Below are 16,304 nucleotides of genomic sequence, written 5' to 3'. Positions count from 1 at the left end.
GTATAGAGCGAGAGAAAATATATGAGCCTGAATCCAAGAGACGTGGTGATTGTCGACTTCGGTCGCACACCGATGGGCCGCTCCAAGGGTGGCATGCACCGCAATACCCGCGCCGAAGACATGTCCGCGCACCTGATCAGCAAGGTCCTGGAGCGCAACAGCAAGGTCGACCCGGCTGAAGTCGAGGACGTGATCTGGGGCTGTGTGAACCAGACCCTGGAGCAGGGCTGGAACATCGCGCGCATGGCGTCGCTGATGACCCAGATCCCGCACACTGCTGCGGGCCAGACCGTCAGCCGCCTGTGCGGCTCGTCCATGAGCGCGCTGCACACCGCCGCTCAGGCGATCATGACCGGCAACGGTGATGTGTTCGTCGTCGGTGGTGTCGAGCACATGGGTCACGTCAGCATGATGCACGGCGTCGATCCGAACCCGCACATGTCGCTGTACGCCGCCAAGGCGTCGGGCATGATGGGCCTGACCGCCGAGATGCTCGGCAAAATGCACGGCATCAGCCGTGAACAGCAGGATCTGTTCGGTCTGCGCTCCCACCAGCTCGCCCACAAGGCGACCGTGGAAGGCAAGTTCAAGGACGAGATCATCCCGATGCAGGGTTACGACGAGAATGGCTTCCTCAAGGTCTTCGACTACGATGAAACCATTCGTCCGGACACCACCCTGGAAAGCCTGGCTGCACTGCGCCCTGCGTTCAACCCGAAAGGCGGCACCGTGACGGCGGGTACTTCCTCGCAGATCACCGATGGCGCTTCGTGCATGATCGTGATGTCGGCCCAGCGTGCCCAGGACCTGGGCATCCAGCCGCTGGCGGTGATCCGCTCGATGGCGGTGGCGGGTGTCGACCCGGCGATCATGGGTTACGGCCCGGTGCCGGCGACCCAGAAAGCGCTCAAGCGCGCGGGTCTGAGCATTGCCGACATCGACTTCTTCGAGCTCAACGAAGCCTTCGCTGCACAGGCCCTGCCGGTGCTGAAGGATCTGAAAGTGCTCGACAAGATGGACGAGAAGGTTAACCTGCACGGCGGCGCGATTGCTTTGGGCCATCCGTTCGGTTGCTCGGGTGCACGGATTTCCGGCACTCTGCTCAACGTCATGAAGCAGAACGGCGGTACCTTCGGCGTGTCGACCATGTGCGTCGGCCTCGGCCAGGGTATCACCACGGTCTTCGAGCGCGTCTGATCGCGTGGTTGACCAAACCGGGGCCTGGTGCCCCGGTTTTTGTTTTTTCGGAATTTTTTTTCAAGAGGGCCAGCGGCATGCAGATACAACCAGGCGTATACCGGCACTACAAGGGGCCTGAGTACCGTGTCTTCAGCGTTGCACAGCATTCCGAGACCGAGGAGTGGGTGGTGTTTTACCAAGCCCTGTACGGCGAATTCGGTCTTTGGGTCAGGCCTCTTTCGATGTTTCTCGAGTCGGTCGAAGTTGACGGCGAGCAGGTGCCACGCTTTGCTTTGATTGAGGCGGAAACGACACTGTTTTCCCGTCCGGATGGTGCAGGCGGCTGAACTCCCGCGCTTGACCTCATTCTATAGCCACTATATATAGCGGTGCCGCGTCAGGTACCTGCCGTGTTTTTATTTTCAGTATTCAGGAATTTTCCGATCCATGGGCAAATCGCTGGTCATTGTGGAATCCCCGGCTAAGGCCAAGACCATCAACAAGTACCTGGGCAACCAGTACGTGGTGAAGTCGAGTATCGGCCATATCCGAGACCTGCCCACCAGCGGTTCGGCCAGTGCCACCAAGGAACCGGCTGCCAAGCGTGGCAAGACCGCGGGCGAGGCCCCGGCGCTGTCGCCCAAGGAAAAGGCGCGCAAGCAACTGGTAGCGCGCATGGGTGTCGATCCCGATCATGGCTGGAAAGCCAAGTACGAGATTCTGCCGGGCAAGGAGAAGGTGATCGAGGAGCTGCGCCGCCTCGCCAAGGATGCCGACACCATCTATCTCGCAACCGACTTGGACCGCGAAGGGGAAGCCATTGCCTGGCACCTGCGGGAAGCCATCGGTGGGGATGACAGCCGCTACAAGCGCGTGGTGTTCAACGAAATCACCAAGAAGGCCATCCAGGAAGCCTTCTCCCAGCCAGGCGAGCTGGATATCGACCGGGTCAACGCGCAGCAGGCCCGCCGCTTCCTCGACCGCGTGGTCGGTTACATGGTCTCGCCGCTGCTGTGGCAGAAGATTGCCCGGGGCCTGTCGGCCGGCCGCGTGCAGTCGGTAGCCGTGAAGCTGGTGGTGGAGCGTGAGCGGGAAATCCGTGCCTTCATCCCGGAAGAATACTGGGAAGTCCACGCTGACCTCGGTACTGCCAAGAACGCCAAGGTGCGCTTCGAGGTTGCCCGGGAAAAAGGCGAGGCCTTCAAACCGCTGAACGAAGCACAGGCCATGGCGGCCCTGGAAAAGCTCAAGTCTTCCAGCTACACCGTGGCCAAGCGCGAAGACCGCCCGACCAGCAGCAAGCCGTCGGCACCCTTCATCACTTCGACCCTGCAGCAGGCGGCGAGCAATCGTCTCGGCTTCGGCGTGAAGAAGACCATGATGATGGCGCAACGGCTCTACGAAGCGGGTTACATCACCTATATGCGTACCGACTCGACCAACCTGTCGACGGATGCACTGGAGATGGCGCGCAGCTACATCGAAAGCGAATTCGGCAAGAAATACCTGCCCGAGGCCCCGCTGGTCTACGGCAGCAAGGAAGGCGCCCAGGAGGCGCACGAAGCGATTCGTCCTTCCGACGTCAATACCCATCCGAGCAAGCTCAGCGGCATGGAGCGCGATGCAGAGCGCCTGTACGAGCTGATCTGGCGTCAGTTCCTGGCCTGCCAGATGCCACCGGCGCAGTACCTGTCGACCACTGTCAGCGTTGCCGCAGGTGATTTCGAGCTGCGCGCCAAGGGCCGCATCCTCAAGTTCGACGGTTACACCCGGGTGCTGCCGCAGCAAAGCAAACCGGGCGACGACGACGTTCTGCCGGAAATGAACCAGGGCGAAGTGCTCAAGCTGATCCAGATCGACCCGAGCCAGCACTTTACCAAGCCGCCTGCGCGTTACTCCGAGGCAAGCCTGGTCAAGGAAATGGAAAAACGCGGTATCGGTCGTCCATCGACCTACGCGGCAATCATTTCCACCATCCAGGACCGCGGCTACGTGACCCTGCACAACCGCCGCTTCTACTCCGAGAAGATGGGCGACATTGTCACCGAGCGCCTGTCGGAGAGCTTCTCCAACCTCATGGACTACGGCTTCACCGCCGGCATGGAGGAGAACCTCGACGACGTGGCCCATGGCGAGCGTGACTGGAAGAACGTGCTGGACGAGTTCTACGGTGATTTCAGCAAGAAGCTGCAGGTCGCCGAGGCCAGCGAAAACGGCATGCGCGCCAACCAGCCGACCCCGACCGACATTCCATGCAAGGAATGCGGCCGGCACATGATGATCCGCACCGCGTCCACCGGTGTGTTCCTCGGTTGCTCGGGCTACAGCCTGCCGCCGAAAGAGCGCTGCAAGGCCACCGTGAACCTGGTGCCGGGCGACGAGATTGCCGCGGATGACGAAGGCGAGTCCGAATCCCTCGTGCTGCTTGGCAAGCACCGTTGCCCGATCTGCTCGACGGCGATGGATGCCTATCTGCTGGACGAGAAGCGCAAGCTGCACATCTGTGGCAACAACCCGGACTGCACCGGCTACGAGATCGAGGAAGGCAACTACCGGATCAAGGGCTACGAAGGTCCGAGCCTGGAATGCGACAAGTGCGGCAGTGAAATGCAGCTCAAGACCGGGCGTTTCGGCAAGTTCTTCGGTTGCACCAACTCGGAGTGCAAGAACACCCGCAAGCTGCTCAAGAACGGAGAGGCGGCGCCACCGAAGATGGACAAGGTGGACATGCCGGAGCTCAAGTGCGAGAAGGTCAACGACACCTACGTGTTGCGTGATGGTGCTTCCGGGCTGTTCCTGGCTGCCAGCCAGTTCCCGAAAAACCGTGAAACCCGTGCGCCGCTGGTGATCGAGATCATCCCGCACAAGCACGAGATCGATCCGAAGTACCACTTCCTTTGCGAAGCGCCGCAGAAGGATCCGGATGGTCGCCCGGCGGTGATTCGCTACAGCCGCAAGACCAAGGAGCAGTACGTGCAGACCGAAGTGGAAGGCAAGCCGACCGGCTGGCGTGCGTTCTATGACGGCAATGCGTGGAAGGTCGAAGACAAGCGCTAAGCGCTGATCTTCGCGTTCGAGGGCCGTGTCTGACAGTGTCGGGCACGGCTTTTTTGTTTGTCTGGACGGACCTTATCCATCACAGATCCTTGCGCGGGGGAAACGCTTCCCCGAAACTGACAGACCTCGCCCCGCAGCCTTATCGGAGAGCGCCTTCATGGCCCAGGAACTCTATACCCGTACCAATCAGAAAATTTTCTTCGCCGGCCTTGCGCTTGAAGGTATGGGCAAGGCTCAGGAGAGTCGGGCCATGAACGCCCAGGCGCTGCTCCAGGCCGAGCGCGAGTCAGCGTTGTTTCACCTCTACGGTGCACTGCTGGGGCTGTGCCATGAAATCGCCGGCTTCTATCGGTTGCCACAGGCCGCCGCGCCACGGGCTGAGGCCTTGCTGACCCCTGAGGTGCTGGAGGCGATCGCCATTCCGGAAATGGCCGAACTGGTGGAACTGGCCCAGCAATCAGAGACCTGGCTGGCACGACTGTTAAAAGCTTATTCCGATTTGTTCAAACCGCCGGTCGCAACAAAAGCCCCGAAAGGCGATGTTACTCAGCCGTTGATTCATGCTGTCAGCCTCGACGCACCCGAGGTGGCGCCGCTTTCTCGGGAGGAATTGGAGGAGTGGCGGCAGAATCTGAAGAAGCTTACCGTCCGTTTTCGCGAGGGGTTGAGTGAGTGCTGATCGTAACGGTCACTGTTACAATGCCGGTCTTTCCTGGAGAACATTCCTGATATGCCCACGTCCTTTCTAGAAATTGTCGAGTTGCCTGATGGCCGGATCGAGCTGCGCCGTGCCGAGGACGAGGGTTCGTTGGTAACCCTGAACTTCTCCGAAGACGCCAAGGCGTTCCTGCAGGGCCAGCATGTAGAGGTGGCCAAGGCTATGCTCAGCGTTGGCGTGCAGATGGCAGGTCGTCTGGTGGAAGGTGAGATCGAGCGGGACGAAGGTCCGCGGGTCCTTCATTGATGGTGACCGGGCTTCCTCGCAATGAGGAAGCCGGACTCTCGCGGGTCAATTCAAGTATCAGCCCAAACGAATATTCAGGCTTTGCGCGCTACCGGCGCGTGCGGCACGGGTCAGTTGTTGCCGCGCGGCGGCGCTGACCGGGTTCAGCCAGCTCACCACGGTGTGGCTGCGGCCCAGGCGCAGGGCGTCGCAGGCCAGTTGCATCGCGCTTTGATTGCCGCGTGGTTGCAGGATCAGGATACGTTCGCGGTTGAGCCCGGCTTCGCGCAGCCAGGTCTGCGTCAGGCTGGCGGGCGGGGCGATCAGGGTCAGCCAGCGGGCATCCTGTTCTTCACTCAGCTCACGCAGGATCGGCGCCAGCAGATTCTGGCAGTGCTCCAGCGCACCACGGAAAGACAACTCGCTGAACGCGTCCGGGGTGCTGACGCGTGCGGGCGCTTCGGTTTTCAGCTTCGGCAGGACCGGCTGGGCCAGGAATGCCTCGAACAGGGTTAACTGTACTTGCTGTGGTGCGTGTGGAAACTGCATGACGCCTCCTGATTTATCGGCGAATGACGCCGACACTCAAACCCTCGATCACCAGATCCTGTTCTTTCAGGTTCACCTCGATGGGCGCGAATTCGGGATTCTCCGCAAGCAGCCAGACCTTGCTGCCTTCACGTTTGAAGCGCTTGACCGTCACTTCGTCACCCAGTCGGGCTACGACGATCTGACCATTGCGCGCTTCACGGCAGGTGTGTACGGCCAGCAGGTCGCCGTCGTAAATGCCGACGTCCTTCATGCTCATGCCGTGCACGCGTAGCAGGTAGTCGGCGCGAGGATGGAAGAAGGTGGGGTTGATGGCGCAGGATTCCTCGATGTGTTGCTGGGCGAGGATCGGCGCGCCGGCGGCCACGCGACCGATGATCGGCAGCGAGCTGTCGTCCTGGCTCTGGCGTGCTTCGAAGCCGGGGATGCGAATGCCGCGGGAAGCACCGGGGGTCATTTCGATGGCGCCTTTTCGCGCCAGCGCCTTGAGGTGCTCCTCGGCGGCGTTGGGAGACTTGAAGCCCAGTTCCTGGGCGATTTCAGCCCGGGTAGGGGGGAAGCCGTTGTCTTCCAGGCAGCGCTTGATAAAAGCCAGAATCTCAGCTTGGCGTGGCGTCAGTTTTAGCATGTCGATGGCTCTGTCTTTTTATACAGTGACTGGGATTATATACAGTAGAAGTGTCGCTGCAAGCATGAAGCTGCAAGCAGTCGGAAAAAGCCGCGTGAACTTTGCCCGCCTGGCGCCTGAAGCTGTGATCTAATTGCCCGCCTGACTTGACAGTCACGACCATGAAACGTATGTTTCAAACAACTGTTTGTCAGGTGGATTACCCATGGCCCAATCGGAAACCGTTGAACGCATTCTCGATGCTGCCGAGCAGCTGTTCGCGGAAAAAGGGTTCGCTGAAACGTCGTTGCGGCTGATCACCAGCAAAGCCGGAGTCAATCTGGCCGCGGTCAACTATCACTTTGGTTCGAAGAAGGCGCTGATCCAGGCGGTTTTCTCGCGTTTCCTCGGGCCTTTCTGCCAGAGCCTCGAGCGTGAGCTGGATCGTCGACAGGCGCGTCCCGAGCACAAGCCGAACCTCGAAGAGCTGCTGGAGATGCTGGTGGAGCAGGCGCTGGTGGTGCAGCCACGCAGCGGCAACGACCTGTCCATCTTCATGCGTTTGCTGGGCCTGGCCTTCAGTCAGAGCCAAGGGCACTTGCGGCGTTACCTGGAAGACATGTATGGCAAGGTGTTCCGCCGCTATATGCTGCTGGTCAATGAGGCCGCTCCGCGCATCCCGCCCATCGAGCTGTTCTGGCGCGTGCACTTCATGCTTGGTGCCGCGGCGTTCAGCATGTCGGGGATCAAGGCGCTGCGGGCCATCGCGGAAACCGATTTCGGCATCAACACCTCCATCGAGCAGGTCATGCGCCTGATGGTGCCGTTTCTCGCCGCCGGCATGCGTGCCGACAGCGGTGTCACTGACGAGGCCATGGCTGCCGCGCAACTGCGTCCGCGCAACAAGTCAGGTAGCGCGCCGGCACCGGCCAAGGCCTGATTCGCGACTGGGCGCGACGACTGGCTTCGGCTAAGCTAGCGCCCCATGTCTACTCTCGATCTGCTGCATATTTCCCTCGCCGACCAATGCCTCTACGGGTTCTCCCAAGGCCGTCTGGTCGTGCGTCTGCCGGTGTCCACGGCGCTCAATGGTCCAGGTGAAAACAACGGCTCCGGCTGCACGCCGCGCGGCCTGCATCAGGTGCGCGCGAAGATCGGCGTCGGGCTGCCTCAAGGCGCGGTGCTTCGCGGGCGACGCTGGACCGGCGAAACCTGGACCCCCGACCTGCACGCACAATTTCCCGGGCGCGACTGGATCCTCTCGCGGATTCTCTGGCTCAGTGGCTGCGAGCCCGGCCGCAACCGCCTCGGTGCGGTGGACACCTTCCGTCGTTATATTTACCTGCATGGCACACCTGACACGGAACCCATGGGCGTGCCGCTGTCCCATGGCTGCGTGCGCCTGCGCAATGCCGATCTGGTGAGCCTGTTCGAGCGGGTTCCGGCGCATTGTCCGGTGCAAATAGAAGAAGCCGCCTGCCCGCAGTGGGCCAGTGCCCCCGTCAACTGAAGGATCATTTATGAGTGCCAGCCTGCAAGGCTCCCTGATGGTGGATATCGCCGGTACCTGGCTGACCGCCGAAGACCGCCACCTCCTGCGCCAGCCCGAAGTGGCCGGCCTGATCATTTTTGCGCGCAATATCGACAGCCCGCGCCAGGTGCGCGAGCTGACCGCGTCGATCCGCGCCATTCGCCCTGAGCTGATCCTTGCCGTCGACCAGGAAGGCGGCCGCGTGCAGCGCCTGCGCCAGGGCTTCGTGCGCCTGCCGGCGATGCGTGCAATTGCCGACAATCCCAATGCCGAGTACCTGGCGGAGCAGTGCGGTTGGCTGATGGCCACCGAAGTCCTGGCGGTCGGCCTGGACCTGAGCTTCGCGCCGGTGCTGGACCTCGACCACCAGCGCAGTGCCGTGGTCGGCAGCCGCGCTTTCGAAGGCGATCCTGAGCGGGCGACCGCGCTCGCCGGCGCTTTTATCCGCGGCATGAACGCCGCCGGCATGGCCGCCTGTGGCAAGCACTTCCCCGGCCACGGCTGGGCGGAAGCCGACTCCCATGTGGCTATTCCTACTGACGAGCGCAGCCTGGAGCAGATCCGCGCGGCGGACCTGGTGCCGTTCACCCGTCTGAGCGGCCAACTGGCCGCAGTGATGCCGGCCCACGTGATTTATCCACAGGTCGACAACCAGCCGGCAGGCTTCTCCCGCCGCTGGCTGCAAGACATCCTGCGTGGCGAGTTGGGCTTCGACGGGGTGATTTTCAGCGATGACCTGTCCATGGCCGGCGCCCACGTGGTTGGCGATGCGGCCAGCCGCATCGAGGCCGCGTTGACCGCCGGTTGCGACATGGGCCTGGTGTGCAACGACCGGGCGGCGGCCGAGCTGGCCCTGAGTGCTGCCCAGCGCTTGAAGGTCACGCCATCGCCGCGCATCGCGGCCATGCGCGGCCAGGGCTTTGCCCGTACCGACTACCGCCAGCAGCCGCGCTGGCTGGAAGCGCTGGGCGCCTTGAAACAGGCCCAGTTGGTCGACTGATTGCCGAGCATGCCCGCCGTCGAGAGGCGGCGGGCTGTTGCCTTCATCACTTGGCTTTCTTACTTTCCGGCAGCGGCGCGAACAGTGCTTCGATATCGTCCGCCGCCAGCTTCCACTGACCCGCCTCATTTCCTTCAAGCAGCCCTGCAGCCAGGGCGGCTTTGTCTTTTTGCAGCTTCTGGATCTTCTCTTCCACGGTTCCGCGGGTGATCAGCTTGTAGACGAATACCGGCTTGTCCTGGCCTATGCGGTAGGCGCGGTCGGTGGCCTGGTTTTCCGTGGCCGGGTTCCACCAGGGGTCGTAGTGGATCACCGTATCGGCCGCAGTCAGGTTCAGCCCGGTGCCGCCGGCTTTCAGGCTGATCAGGAACACGGGCGTTTCGCCGCTCTGGAACTGCTGCACGGGCGTGCGACGGTCCTTGGTGTCGCCGGTCAGCAGGCTGTAGCTCACCTTGCGCTTTTGCAGTTCTTCTTCGATCAACGTCAGCATCGAGGTGAACTGCGAGAACAGCAGGATGCGCCGGCCTTCGTTGAGCAGCTCATCGAGCATGTCCATCAGGCTGCCCAGCTTGCCCTTGTCGGACTGCGGACCTTTGACATTGGCGTTGGCCACCAGGCGCAGGTCACAGCACACCTGACGCAGCTTCAGCAGGGCATCAAGGATGACGATCTGGCTGCGCGCCGCACCGCTGCGGGTGATTTCGGCGCGGACCTTGCTGTCCATGGCCACGCGCACCGTTTCATAGGTATCGCGCTGGGCATCGCTGAGGTCGACCCAGTGGATGATCTCGCTCTTGGCCGGCAGTTCCTTGGCCACCTGCTCCTTGGTACGGCGCAACAGGAACGGGCGAATGCGGCCGGCCAGATGGCTCATGCGTTCGCCGTCGCCATGTTTTTCGATCGGGGTGCGGTAGTCGCGGGCGAAGCGTTTGCTGTCGCCCAGCCAGCCCGGCATCAGGAAGTGGAAGATCGACCAGAGTTCGCCGAGGTTGTTTTCCATGGGCGTGCCGGTCAGGCACAGGCGCTGGGTGGCCTTTAGCTCGCGCGCGGCTTGTGCGGCCTTGCTGGTGGCGTTCTTGATGTTCTGCGCTTCATCGAGGATCACCAGGTGCCAGTCGATCGGGGTGAAGTGCTCCAGGTCCCGGGGCAGCAGCGCGTAGGTGCTGAGTACCAGGTCGTAGTCCTTCAGATTGGCGAAGTGCTTGGTGCGGCCCGGCCCGTGCAGGGCGATCACGCGCAGTTGCGGGGTGAAGCGCTCGGCTTCGTCCAGCCAGTTCGGGATCAGGCTGGTGGGCATGACGGCAAGTGCCGGACTCTGCAGGCGGCCGGCGTTCTTTTCCGTCAGCACATGGCTGAGGGTCTGCAGGGTCTTGCCCAGGCCCATGTCGTCGCCAAGCAGGCCGCCGATGTCCAGGCTGCGCAGTGTTTGCAGCCAGCTCAGGCCTTCCAGTTGATAGGGGCGCAGCGTGGCATTGAGGCCTTCCGGTGCCTGGACTTCGGTGTACTGGGCGCTTTTAAGGCGCGTCGCGAAGTCGCGTACACGTTCGCCGCCGAGCCAGGTGAGGGGCACCTCGTCCAGGTTGCTCAGGCGCGCCGCATCCGGTGCGGCAAGGCGCAGTGAGCGGCCATCATTTTCGGTCAGGTACAGCTCGCCCAAGGTGGCCATCAGCGGCTTGATGCGCGCGTAGGGCAGGGCGACGCGGGCTGCGGCGCTGCCATGGCGGTGGCGATTCAGGTCGATCAGCAGGTGTTCGTCGTCACCGCGTCTGGCCAGTTCGCCGGACCGAAGCAGTTCGGGGTTGCTGCGCAGCAGGTGCAGAAGGATCGGCAGAAGGCTGTGACGCTCGCCGTTGACGACGATGCCCAGTTCCAGGTCGAACCACTGTTGGCTGGGATTTTCCTCGATATCGGCGTACCAGTCGTCGACCTCCTGCAGGATGAACGCGAAGTCATCGTGGATCTCGAGTTCCCAGCCGGCCTCGCGCAACGCCGGGATGCCCTCGCGGGCGAATGCCAGCCACTGCTGGTCGGTGTCGAGCAGGAGCAGTTCCCCGGCAGTCTCCGGCAGCGCCTTGCTTTGCCGGGTGGCGACCTTGAAGCCCCAGCGTTGCAGGGTTTTCCTGAACGCCTGTTCGGCCTGTGTGTCGCGCTGAATATGTTGGGTGGTGCTGCCGACCAGGCGGGTCGGGGATTTTCCGTCGGTGCCGCTGGCGCGGACGCCGTCATAGTTGAAAGAGAGCGCGGCGCGGTGTTGCAGTTGCCGTTGCATGCGCCCGGTTTTCGGGGCGTAGGCGCTGAATTCGTGGCTGCCCAGGATCAGGTGGGCAGCGGGGCTTAGATGGTCGATTGTTTCTTCCTGCAATTTTGTCGGGGTCGGGACCTGTTGATTCAGCGCGCTCAGGCGGTGGCTGAGTTGTGCCACCAGCGGCTCCGGAACGTCCGGGGCGCGGGTCAGTTGCAGGGCGACGTAAGGGTCCAGGTCGTGCTGTAGCAGGCCGGCCTGCAAGGTCAATCCGCTCAAGTAATACAGCGGCTGGAAGGGGAGTGTCATGCCTACCGGCTCCTCCCCGTCATACCAGTCGCCGCGGTAGTTGCCGTTGTTCATGCGTACCCAGCGAAACTCGCCGTGCCGGGAAGGGCCGGGCTGCACGGGAGGCATGTCCTCGTCGATCATCAGTCGGCCGGTGTCCAAGGCTTGCTGGAACAGTTCGCCGTCATGTGGGTCGTCTAGCGGGAAGCTCATCTGGTAACTGCCGGGCTTGCGGTTGAGCCGCAGAAGAATCTCGCGGTCCTCGGGCATCACAAACTTCGGCGGTTCGTACAGCAGGTCATAGATCGAGTGCAGCCGGGCAACCTGGATGCGGCCATCGGGTTGGCGCGTGCCCTTCTTCACATTGAGGAAGGGTGTACCGTTTTCGAGCCGGATGAAGTAGTAGACACCGCGACCTTGCCGGTCCGGTTTGGCCGCGCCGCTGTCCGCGCGAGGTTTCTCGAGGCCGTCCAGCCAGGTTTGCAGGTCGCTGGGCATTTCCTGCCCTGAGCCGGCCGTGAGCTTTTGCTGGGCATGGAACAACACGGCGGCGCAGTGCTTGCAACTCTGGCTGACCGGGCACGAGCAGCGGCAGGTAAGCCCGGGACGTCCCGCGCGAGTGAAGGCGGAAATGGTCTGCTGGTAACGATTGCCGCCTGAGCCTGCGCAGGTGGCGAGGATTATGTCGCCGCCGTTGCTCTTGATGCTGACACGCTGATCTTCTGCATAACGTAGTCCTCGACTCAGGGCGTTGTGGCTGAATCCCTCTTTCCACTTGCCGTCGGCAAGCAGCGAATCGAGCGGCCCCGGCATTCCGTTACTGCTCCATCAGTGCAGGGTCGGGCGCTGCGTTGGCGGGAGTACCGGCCTTGCGAATCTTCAACACCAGCGCCAGGTGTCCGCCATCGAGGTAGGTCAGCTCGGCGTTCTTGACGTTGCTGTTGCTTTGCTTGAACTGCTCGCTCTGGAGTACGCCGCCATTGGCGTCGAACTGGTTGACCCACAGAGTGGCCTCGACGCCGATGAAGCGGCCTTCGCTCACGCTCAGGTTGCCCTCGATGGGGAAGTGGCCGAACTGTTCCTGGCCATCGCTGAAGGCGATTTTCGAGCCTTCGGCGCCGACGTTCTGCTGCCAGGCCTTGTGCAGCAGCACGCTGTACTGGCTGTCGGCGGCAAGGCGCTCGGCCTGCTCGGTGAGGAGCGGCTGGCGAATGTCGTAGTCGGCGACCGGCTTGGCGCCATCGCTCCAGTTTTCCGGGGCGAACTGGCTGGTGACGGCAGGCACGGCGTTCTGCCGCACCAGGATCATCTCGATCAGGTATTGGGTGTCGGCAAAGGCTGCTGGCGAGCACAACGCCAGCAGCAGGCTCAGGTTACGAATGGCGCGCATGGATCTTCCTTCAAGCGGTTTTCGGTGTCAGGCGCTCGAACAGCGCTTCCAGTGTGGTGAATCGTTCATCGGCGCGCTCCATGGGCACCATGAACTTGAATTGCGTGGCGCCTTCGAACTTGTAGCGCTTGGGCTGACCCTGGATCAGTTTGATCAGCACCAGCGGATCGACCGGTGTCTCGGCCTCGAACTCGATCTTGCCGCCATTGGGGCCGGCATCGACTTTCTTGATGCCGAGCTTTTCCGCCTGCAACTTGAGCAGGGTCAGGCGTACCAGGTTCTTGGTCGGCTCGGGCAACAGGCCGAAGCGGTCGATCATCTCCACTTGCAGGTCCTTGAGACCTTCCTCGTCCACCGCCGAGGCGATGCGCTTGTACAGGATCAGGCGGGCATGGACGTCGGGCAGGTAATCCTCGGGAATCAGTGCCGGCAACCGCAGGTTGATTTCCGGCCCGCCGCCCAGCGGCTGGTCGAGGTTCGGCTGGGTGCCCTTGCGGATGGCCTTGACCGCGCGTTCAAGCATTTCCATGTACAGGGTGAACCCGACGGCCTGGATCTGCCCGCTCTGGCCTTCGCCGAGCAGCTCGCCGGCGCCGCGGATCTCCAGGTCGTTGGTCGCCAGGACGAAACCGGCACCCAGGTCCTGGGTGTTGGCGATGGCTTCCAGGCGTTTTTCCGCGTCGGCGCTGATCTGCTGGCGCGGCGGCGTCAGCAGGTAGGCGTAGGCCTGGTGGTGACTGCGTCCGACCCGGCCGCGCAACTGGTGCAACTGCGCCAGGCCGAACTTGTCGGCGCGCTCGATGACGATGGTGTTGGCGCTCGGCACGTCGATGCCGGTCTCGATGATGGTCGAGGCGATCAGCACGTTGAAGCGCTTGTGGTAGAAGTCGCTCATCACCTGTTCAAGTTCGCGTTCGCGCATCTGCCCGTGGCCGATACCGATGCGCGCCTCAGGCACCAGCTCGGCGAGGTCGGCGGCGCATTTTTCGATGCTCTTCACGTCGTTGTGCAGGTAGTAGACCTGGCCGCCGCGCAACAGCTCGCGCAGCAGCGCCTCCTTGATGGTGCTCTTGTTCTGCTCCATGACGAAGGTGCGCACCGACAGGCGCCGCGCCGGCGGGGTGGCGATGATCGACAGGTCGCGCATGCCCGACACCGCCATGTTCAGCGTGCGCGGAATCGGCGTGGCGGTGAGGGTGAGGATGTCGACTTCGCTGCGCAGGGCTTTCAGTTGCTCTTTCTGGCGCACGCCGAAGCGGTGCTCTTCGTCGATGATGACCAGGCCCAGGTCTTTGAACTTGACGTCGTCCTGCAGCAGCTTGTGGGTGCCGATGACGATGTCGATCTTGCCCTCGGCCAGTTCGGCCATGGCGCTGCTGATTTCCTTGGCCGATTTGAAGCGGCTCATCACTTCCACGCTCACCGGCCAGTCGGCGAAGCGGTCGCGGAAGCTGTTGTAGTGCTGCTGGGCGAGCAGGGTGGTCGGCACCAGGATCGCCACCTGACGGCCGCTGTGCACGGCGATGAACGCCGCGCGCATCGCCACTTCGGTCTTGCCGAAGCCGACGTCGCCGCAGACCAGGCGGTCCATCGGCTTGGCGGCGAGCATGTCTTCGCGCACGGCTTCGATGGCGGACTGTTGGTCCGGGGTTTCCTCGAAGGGGAAACCGGCGCTGAAGGTGGCGTAGTCGGCGGCCGGGTCGGCGAAGGCGTAGCCTTTGCGCGCGGCACGGCGGGCGTAGATGTCGAGCAGTTCGGCGGCCACGTCACGGACCTGTTCGGCGGCCTTGCGCTTGGCTTTCTGCCAGGTCTCGGAGCCGAGCCGGTGCAGCGGCGCCAGGGCATCGTCGCTGCCGGTGTAGCGGGCGATCAGGTGCAGGTTGGCGACGGGCACATAGAGCTTGGCGCCCTCGGCGTATTCGAGGGTGAGGAACTCGGCGACCTGGCTGTCGATTTCCAGCGTCGCCAGGCCCAGGTAGCGGCCGACGCCGTGGTCGATATGCACCACCGGCGCGCCTTCGCGCAGCTCGGTGAGGTTCTTGATGACCGCGTCGTTGTTGACGTCGCTGCGCTTTTCCCGGCGCCGGCGCTGCATGACGCGCTGGCCGAACAGCGGGCTTTCGGCGACCAGCGCCACGGCCGGGTCGTCGAGTACCAGGCCATCGTCCAGCGGCGCGATGGTGATCGCCAGGCGGTCCTTGCCGGTGACGAAGTCTTCCCAGCCTTCCACGGTCTGCGGACGCAGCTTCAGGCGTTCGAGCAGCTCCAGCAGCACTTCACGGCGGCCCGCCGACTCGGCGGTGAACAGCACCCGGCCGGGGAAATCATCGAGGAACGCCGACAGCGCGGCCAGCGGCTGGCTGGCCTTGGCTTCGATGGCCAGGTTCGGCAGCTTGCGCGCGGGGAAGCGCTCACGGCCGCCACCGCCCTCGATGTCGTCCGGGCTGGCGACGATGCGCGGCCAGCCTTTGAGCCGGGCGAAGCAGTCTTCCACCGGCAGGAACAGCTCGGCGGGTGGCAGCAGCGGGCGGGTCGGGTCGATGCGGCGCTCTTCATAGCGGCCACGCACATCGTTCCAGAAGTGTTCGGCGGCCTGTTCTACGCCCGGCAGGGAAAACACCTGGGTGTCCTGGGGCAGGTAGTCGAACAGGGTCGAGGTTTCGTCGAAAAACAGCGGCAGGTAGTACTCGATGCCGGCGGGGATGATCCCGCTGGTCAGGTCCTGGAAGATCGCACTGCGGCGGAAGTCGACATCGAAACGCTCGCGAAAGCGCGCCTTGAAGCGGGTGACGGCGTCCTTCTGCAGCGGGAATTCCCGCGCGGGCAGCAGGCGCACCGACTCGACCTTGTCGATGGAACGCTGGGTTTCCGGGTCGAAGGTACGCAGGGTTTCGATTTCATCGTCGAACAGGTCGATCCGGTATGGCAGCTTGCTGCCCATCGGGAACAGGTCGATCAAGGCGCCGCGGACGGCGAATTCACCGTGCTCGTAGACCGTGTCGACGCAGCGGTAGCCGCTGGCTTCCAGGCGCGTGCGCATTTGCTCGACGTCGAGCTTCTGGCCGATGTCCAGCACCAGGCTGCTGCCCAGCAGGAAGCGGGTTGGCGCCAGGCGATGGAGGGCGGTGGTGATCGGCACCACGAGAATGCCGTGGTCCAGCTCCGGCAGCCGGTACAGGCTGGCGATCCGTTGCGAAATGATGTCCTGGTGCGGCGAGAACAGGTCGTAGGGCAGGGTTTCCCAGTCGGGGAACGGCAATACCGCCAGTTCAGGCGCGAAGAAACGCAGCTCCTGCTCCAGCCGGTCAGCGCTCTGGCTGTCGGCGGTCAGCAGCAGGGTGAAGCGTTTGGCGGCACTGGCAGCTTCGGCGATGGCCAGGCTGAGTGCGGCGCCGGGCAGGTTGCCCCAGGTTTGTTTGCCGGCAGTGGCCGGAAGGTGCGGTAGACGCAGAACAGGCACGGGAGGTCGAGCTCCAAGCGTTGCGACAAAGAGGCCGATTGTAACGGGCCAATGCCCG

Annotated in this window: 13 protein-coding genes; 8 read left to right on the top strand and 5 right to left on the bottom strand. The window is 63.1% G+C overall.

Translation table 11 applies throughout. The annotated features are described in order from the left end of the window. Positions 1-21 precede the first annotated feature (21 nt). The 5 genes from fadA (at position 22) to NTD88_RS14845 (ending at position 5,200) form a co-directional block, all read left to right on the top strand. A complete protein-coding gene (fadA, locus tag NTD88_RS14865; protein ID WP_095157943.1) occupies positions 22-1,197 on the top strand; it encodes an acetyl-CoA C-acyltransferase FadA in 1,176 nt (391 codons plus the stop codon). A gap of 77 nt (positions 1,198-1,274) precedes the next feature. After that, positions 1,275-1,526 (top strand): DUF1653 domain-containing protein, encoded by a 252-nt coding sequence (locus NTD88_RS14860; RefSeq protein WP_095157941.1) that lies wholly within the window; start codon positions 1,275-1,277, stop codon positions 1,524-1,526. Positions 1,527-1,626: 100 nt separating this feature from the next. Continuing rightward, positions 1,627-4,236, top strand: coding sequence for a type I DNA topoisomerase (gene topA, locus NTD88_RS14855; RefSeq protein ID WP_262130910.1), 2,610 nt, complete (start codon positions 1,627-1,629; stop codon positions 4,234-4,236). A 157-nt stretch (positions 4,237-4,393) separates the two neighbouring features. Then, entirely contained in the window at positions 4,394-4,915 is a 522-nt protein-coding gene (locus tag NTD88_RS14850; RefSeq protein ID WP_095157937.1) for a DUF6586 family protein, read from the top strand. 51 nt (positions 4,916-4,966) lie between these two features. Further along, the gene (locus NTD88_RS14845) at positions 4,967-5,200 is read left to right on the top strand and encodes a hypothetical protein (RefSeq protein WP_095157935.1); all 234 of its coding nucleotides are present in this window, start codon (positions 4,967-4,969) and stop codon (positions 5,198-5,200) included. 57 nt (positions 5,201-5,257) lie between these two features. On the opposite strand, the gene sulA is transcribed toward NTD88_RS14845, so the two are convergent. Together sulA and lexA are read right to left on the bottom strand one after the other, a co-directional pair. Beyond that, positions 5,258-5,728 (bottom strand): SOS-induced cell division inhibitor SulA, encoded by a 471-nt coding sequence (gene sulA / locus NTD88_RS14840; RefSeq protein ID WP_262154746.1) that lies wholly within the window; start codon positions 5,726-5,728, stop codon positions 5,258-5,260. A 13-nt stretch (positions 5,729-5,741) separates the two neighbouring features. Further along, positions 5,742-6,356, bottom strand: coding sequence for a transcriptional repressor LexA (gene lexA, locus NTD88_RS14835; protein ID WP_262130908.1), 615 nt, complete (start codon positions 6,354-6,356; stop codon positions 5,742-5,744). A 205-nt stretch (positions 6,357-6,561) separates the two neighbouring features. Between lexA and NTD88_RS14830 the strand changes: the two genes are divergently transcribed. Genes NTD88_RS14830 through nagZ form a run of 3 tightly spaced genes read left to right on the top strand, consistent with a single transcriptional unit; the run spans position 6,562 to position 8,866 of the window. Beyond that, entirely contained in the window at positions 6,562-7,275 is a 714-nt protein-coding gene (locus NTD88_RS14830; RefSeq protein WP_095157929.1) for a TetR/AcrR family transcriptional regulator, read from the top strand. A 45-nt stretch (positions 7,276-7,320) separates the two neighbouring features. Further along, entirely contained in the window at positions 7,321-7,845 is a 525-nt protein-coding gene (locus NTD88_RS14825; RefSeq protein ID WP_262154745.1) for a L,D-transpeptidase, read from the top strand. 22 nt (positions 7,846-7,867) lie between these two features. Further along, entirely contained in the window at positions 7,868-8,866 is a 999-nt protein-coding gene (gene nagZ, locus NTD88_RS14820; protein ID WP_175653864.1) for a beta-N-acetylhexosaminidase, read from the top strand. Between the two features lie 46 nt (positions 8,867-8,912). Here the strand turns inward: nagZ and NTD88_RS14815 are convergent, their stop codons facing one another. The 3 genes from NTD88_RS14815 to mfd are packed head-to-tail and all read right to left on the bottom strand — an operon-like array spanning position 8,913 to position 16,246. Continuing rightward, positions 8,913-12,209: a DEAD/DEAH box helicase gene (locus NTD88_RS14815; protein ID WP_262154744.1), complete on the bottom strand. Its 3,297-nt coding sequence runs from the start codon at positions 12,207-12,209 to the stop codon at positions 8,913-8,915. Between the two features lie 4 nt (positions 12,210-12,213). Then, positions 12,214-12,786, bottom strand: a complete 573-nt coding sequence (locus tag NTD88_RS14810) for a CsiV family protein (protein WP_095157921.1) — start codon at positions 12,784-12,786, stop codon at positions 12,214-12,216. Between the two features lie 10 nt (positions 12,787-12,796). After that, positions 12,797-16,246: a transcription-repair coupling factor gene (gene mfd, locus NTD88_RS14805; protein ID WP_095157919.1), complete on the bottom strand. Its 3,450-nt coding sequence runs from the start codon at positions 16,244-16,246 to the stop codon at positions 12,797-12,799. Between the last annotated feature and the right edge of the window lie 58 nt (positions 16,247-16,304).

The organism is Pseudomonas sp. 20P_3.2_Bac5 (genome assembly GCF_025466035.1).
Classification (GTDB): Bacteria; Pseudomonadota; Gammaproteobacteria; order Pseudomonadales; family Pseudomonadaceae; genus Aquipseudomonas.
This window is presented reverse-complemented; position numbering and strand designations above follow the sequence as displayed.

Excerpts from the sequence above, each read along its gene's own strand:
- fadA (WP_095157943.1), top strand. The coding sequence starts at position 22 with ATGAGCCTGAATCCAAGAGACGTGGTGATTGTCGACTTCGGTCGCACA.
- NTD88_RS14860 (WP_095157941.1), top strand. The coding sequence starts at position 1,275 with ATGCAGATACAACCAGGCGTATACCGGCACTACAAGGGGCCTGAGTAC.
- topA (WP_262130910.1), top strand. The coding sequence starts at position 1,627 with ATGGGCAAATCGCTGGTCATTGTGGAATCCCCGGCTAAGGCCAAGACC.
- NTD88_RS14850 (WP_095157937.1), top strand. The coding sequence starts at position 4,394 with ATGGCCCAGGAACTCTATACCCGTACCAATCAGAAAATTTTCTTCGCC.
- NTD88_RS14845 (WP_095157935.1), top strand. The coding sequence starts at position 4,967 with ATGCCCACGTCCTTTCTAGAAATTGTCGAGTTGCCTGATGGCCGGATC.
- sulA (WP_262154746.1), bottom strand. The coding sequence starts at position 5,728 with ATGCAGTTTCCACACGCACCACAGCAAGTACAGTTAACCCTGTTCGAG.
- lexA (WP_262130908.1), bottom strand. The coding sequence starts at position 6,356 with ATGCTAAAACTGACGCCACGCCAAGCTGAGATTCTGGCTTTTATCAAG.
- NTD88_RS14830 (WP_095157929.1), top strand. The coding sequence starts at position 6,562 with ATGGCCCAATCGGAAACCGTTGAACGCATTCTCGATGCTGCCGAGCAG.
- NTD88_RS14825 (WP_262154745.1), top strand. The coding sequence starts at position 7,321 with ATGTCTACTCTCGATCTGCTGCATATTTCCCTCGCCGACCAATGCCTC.
- NTD88_RS14815 (WP_262154744.1), bottom strand. The coding sequence starts at position 12,209 with ATGCCGGGGCCGCTCGATTCGCTGCTTGCCGACGGCAAGTGGAAAGAG.
- NTD88_RS14810 (WP_095157921.1), bottom strand. The coding sequence starts at position 12,786 with ATGCGCGCCATTCGTAACCTGAGCCTGCTGCTGGCGTTGTGCTCGCCA.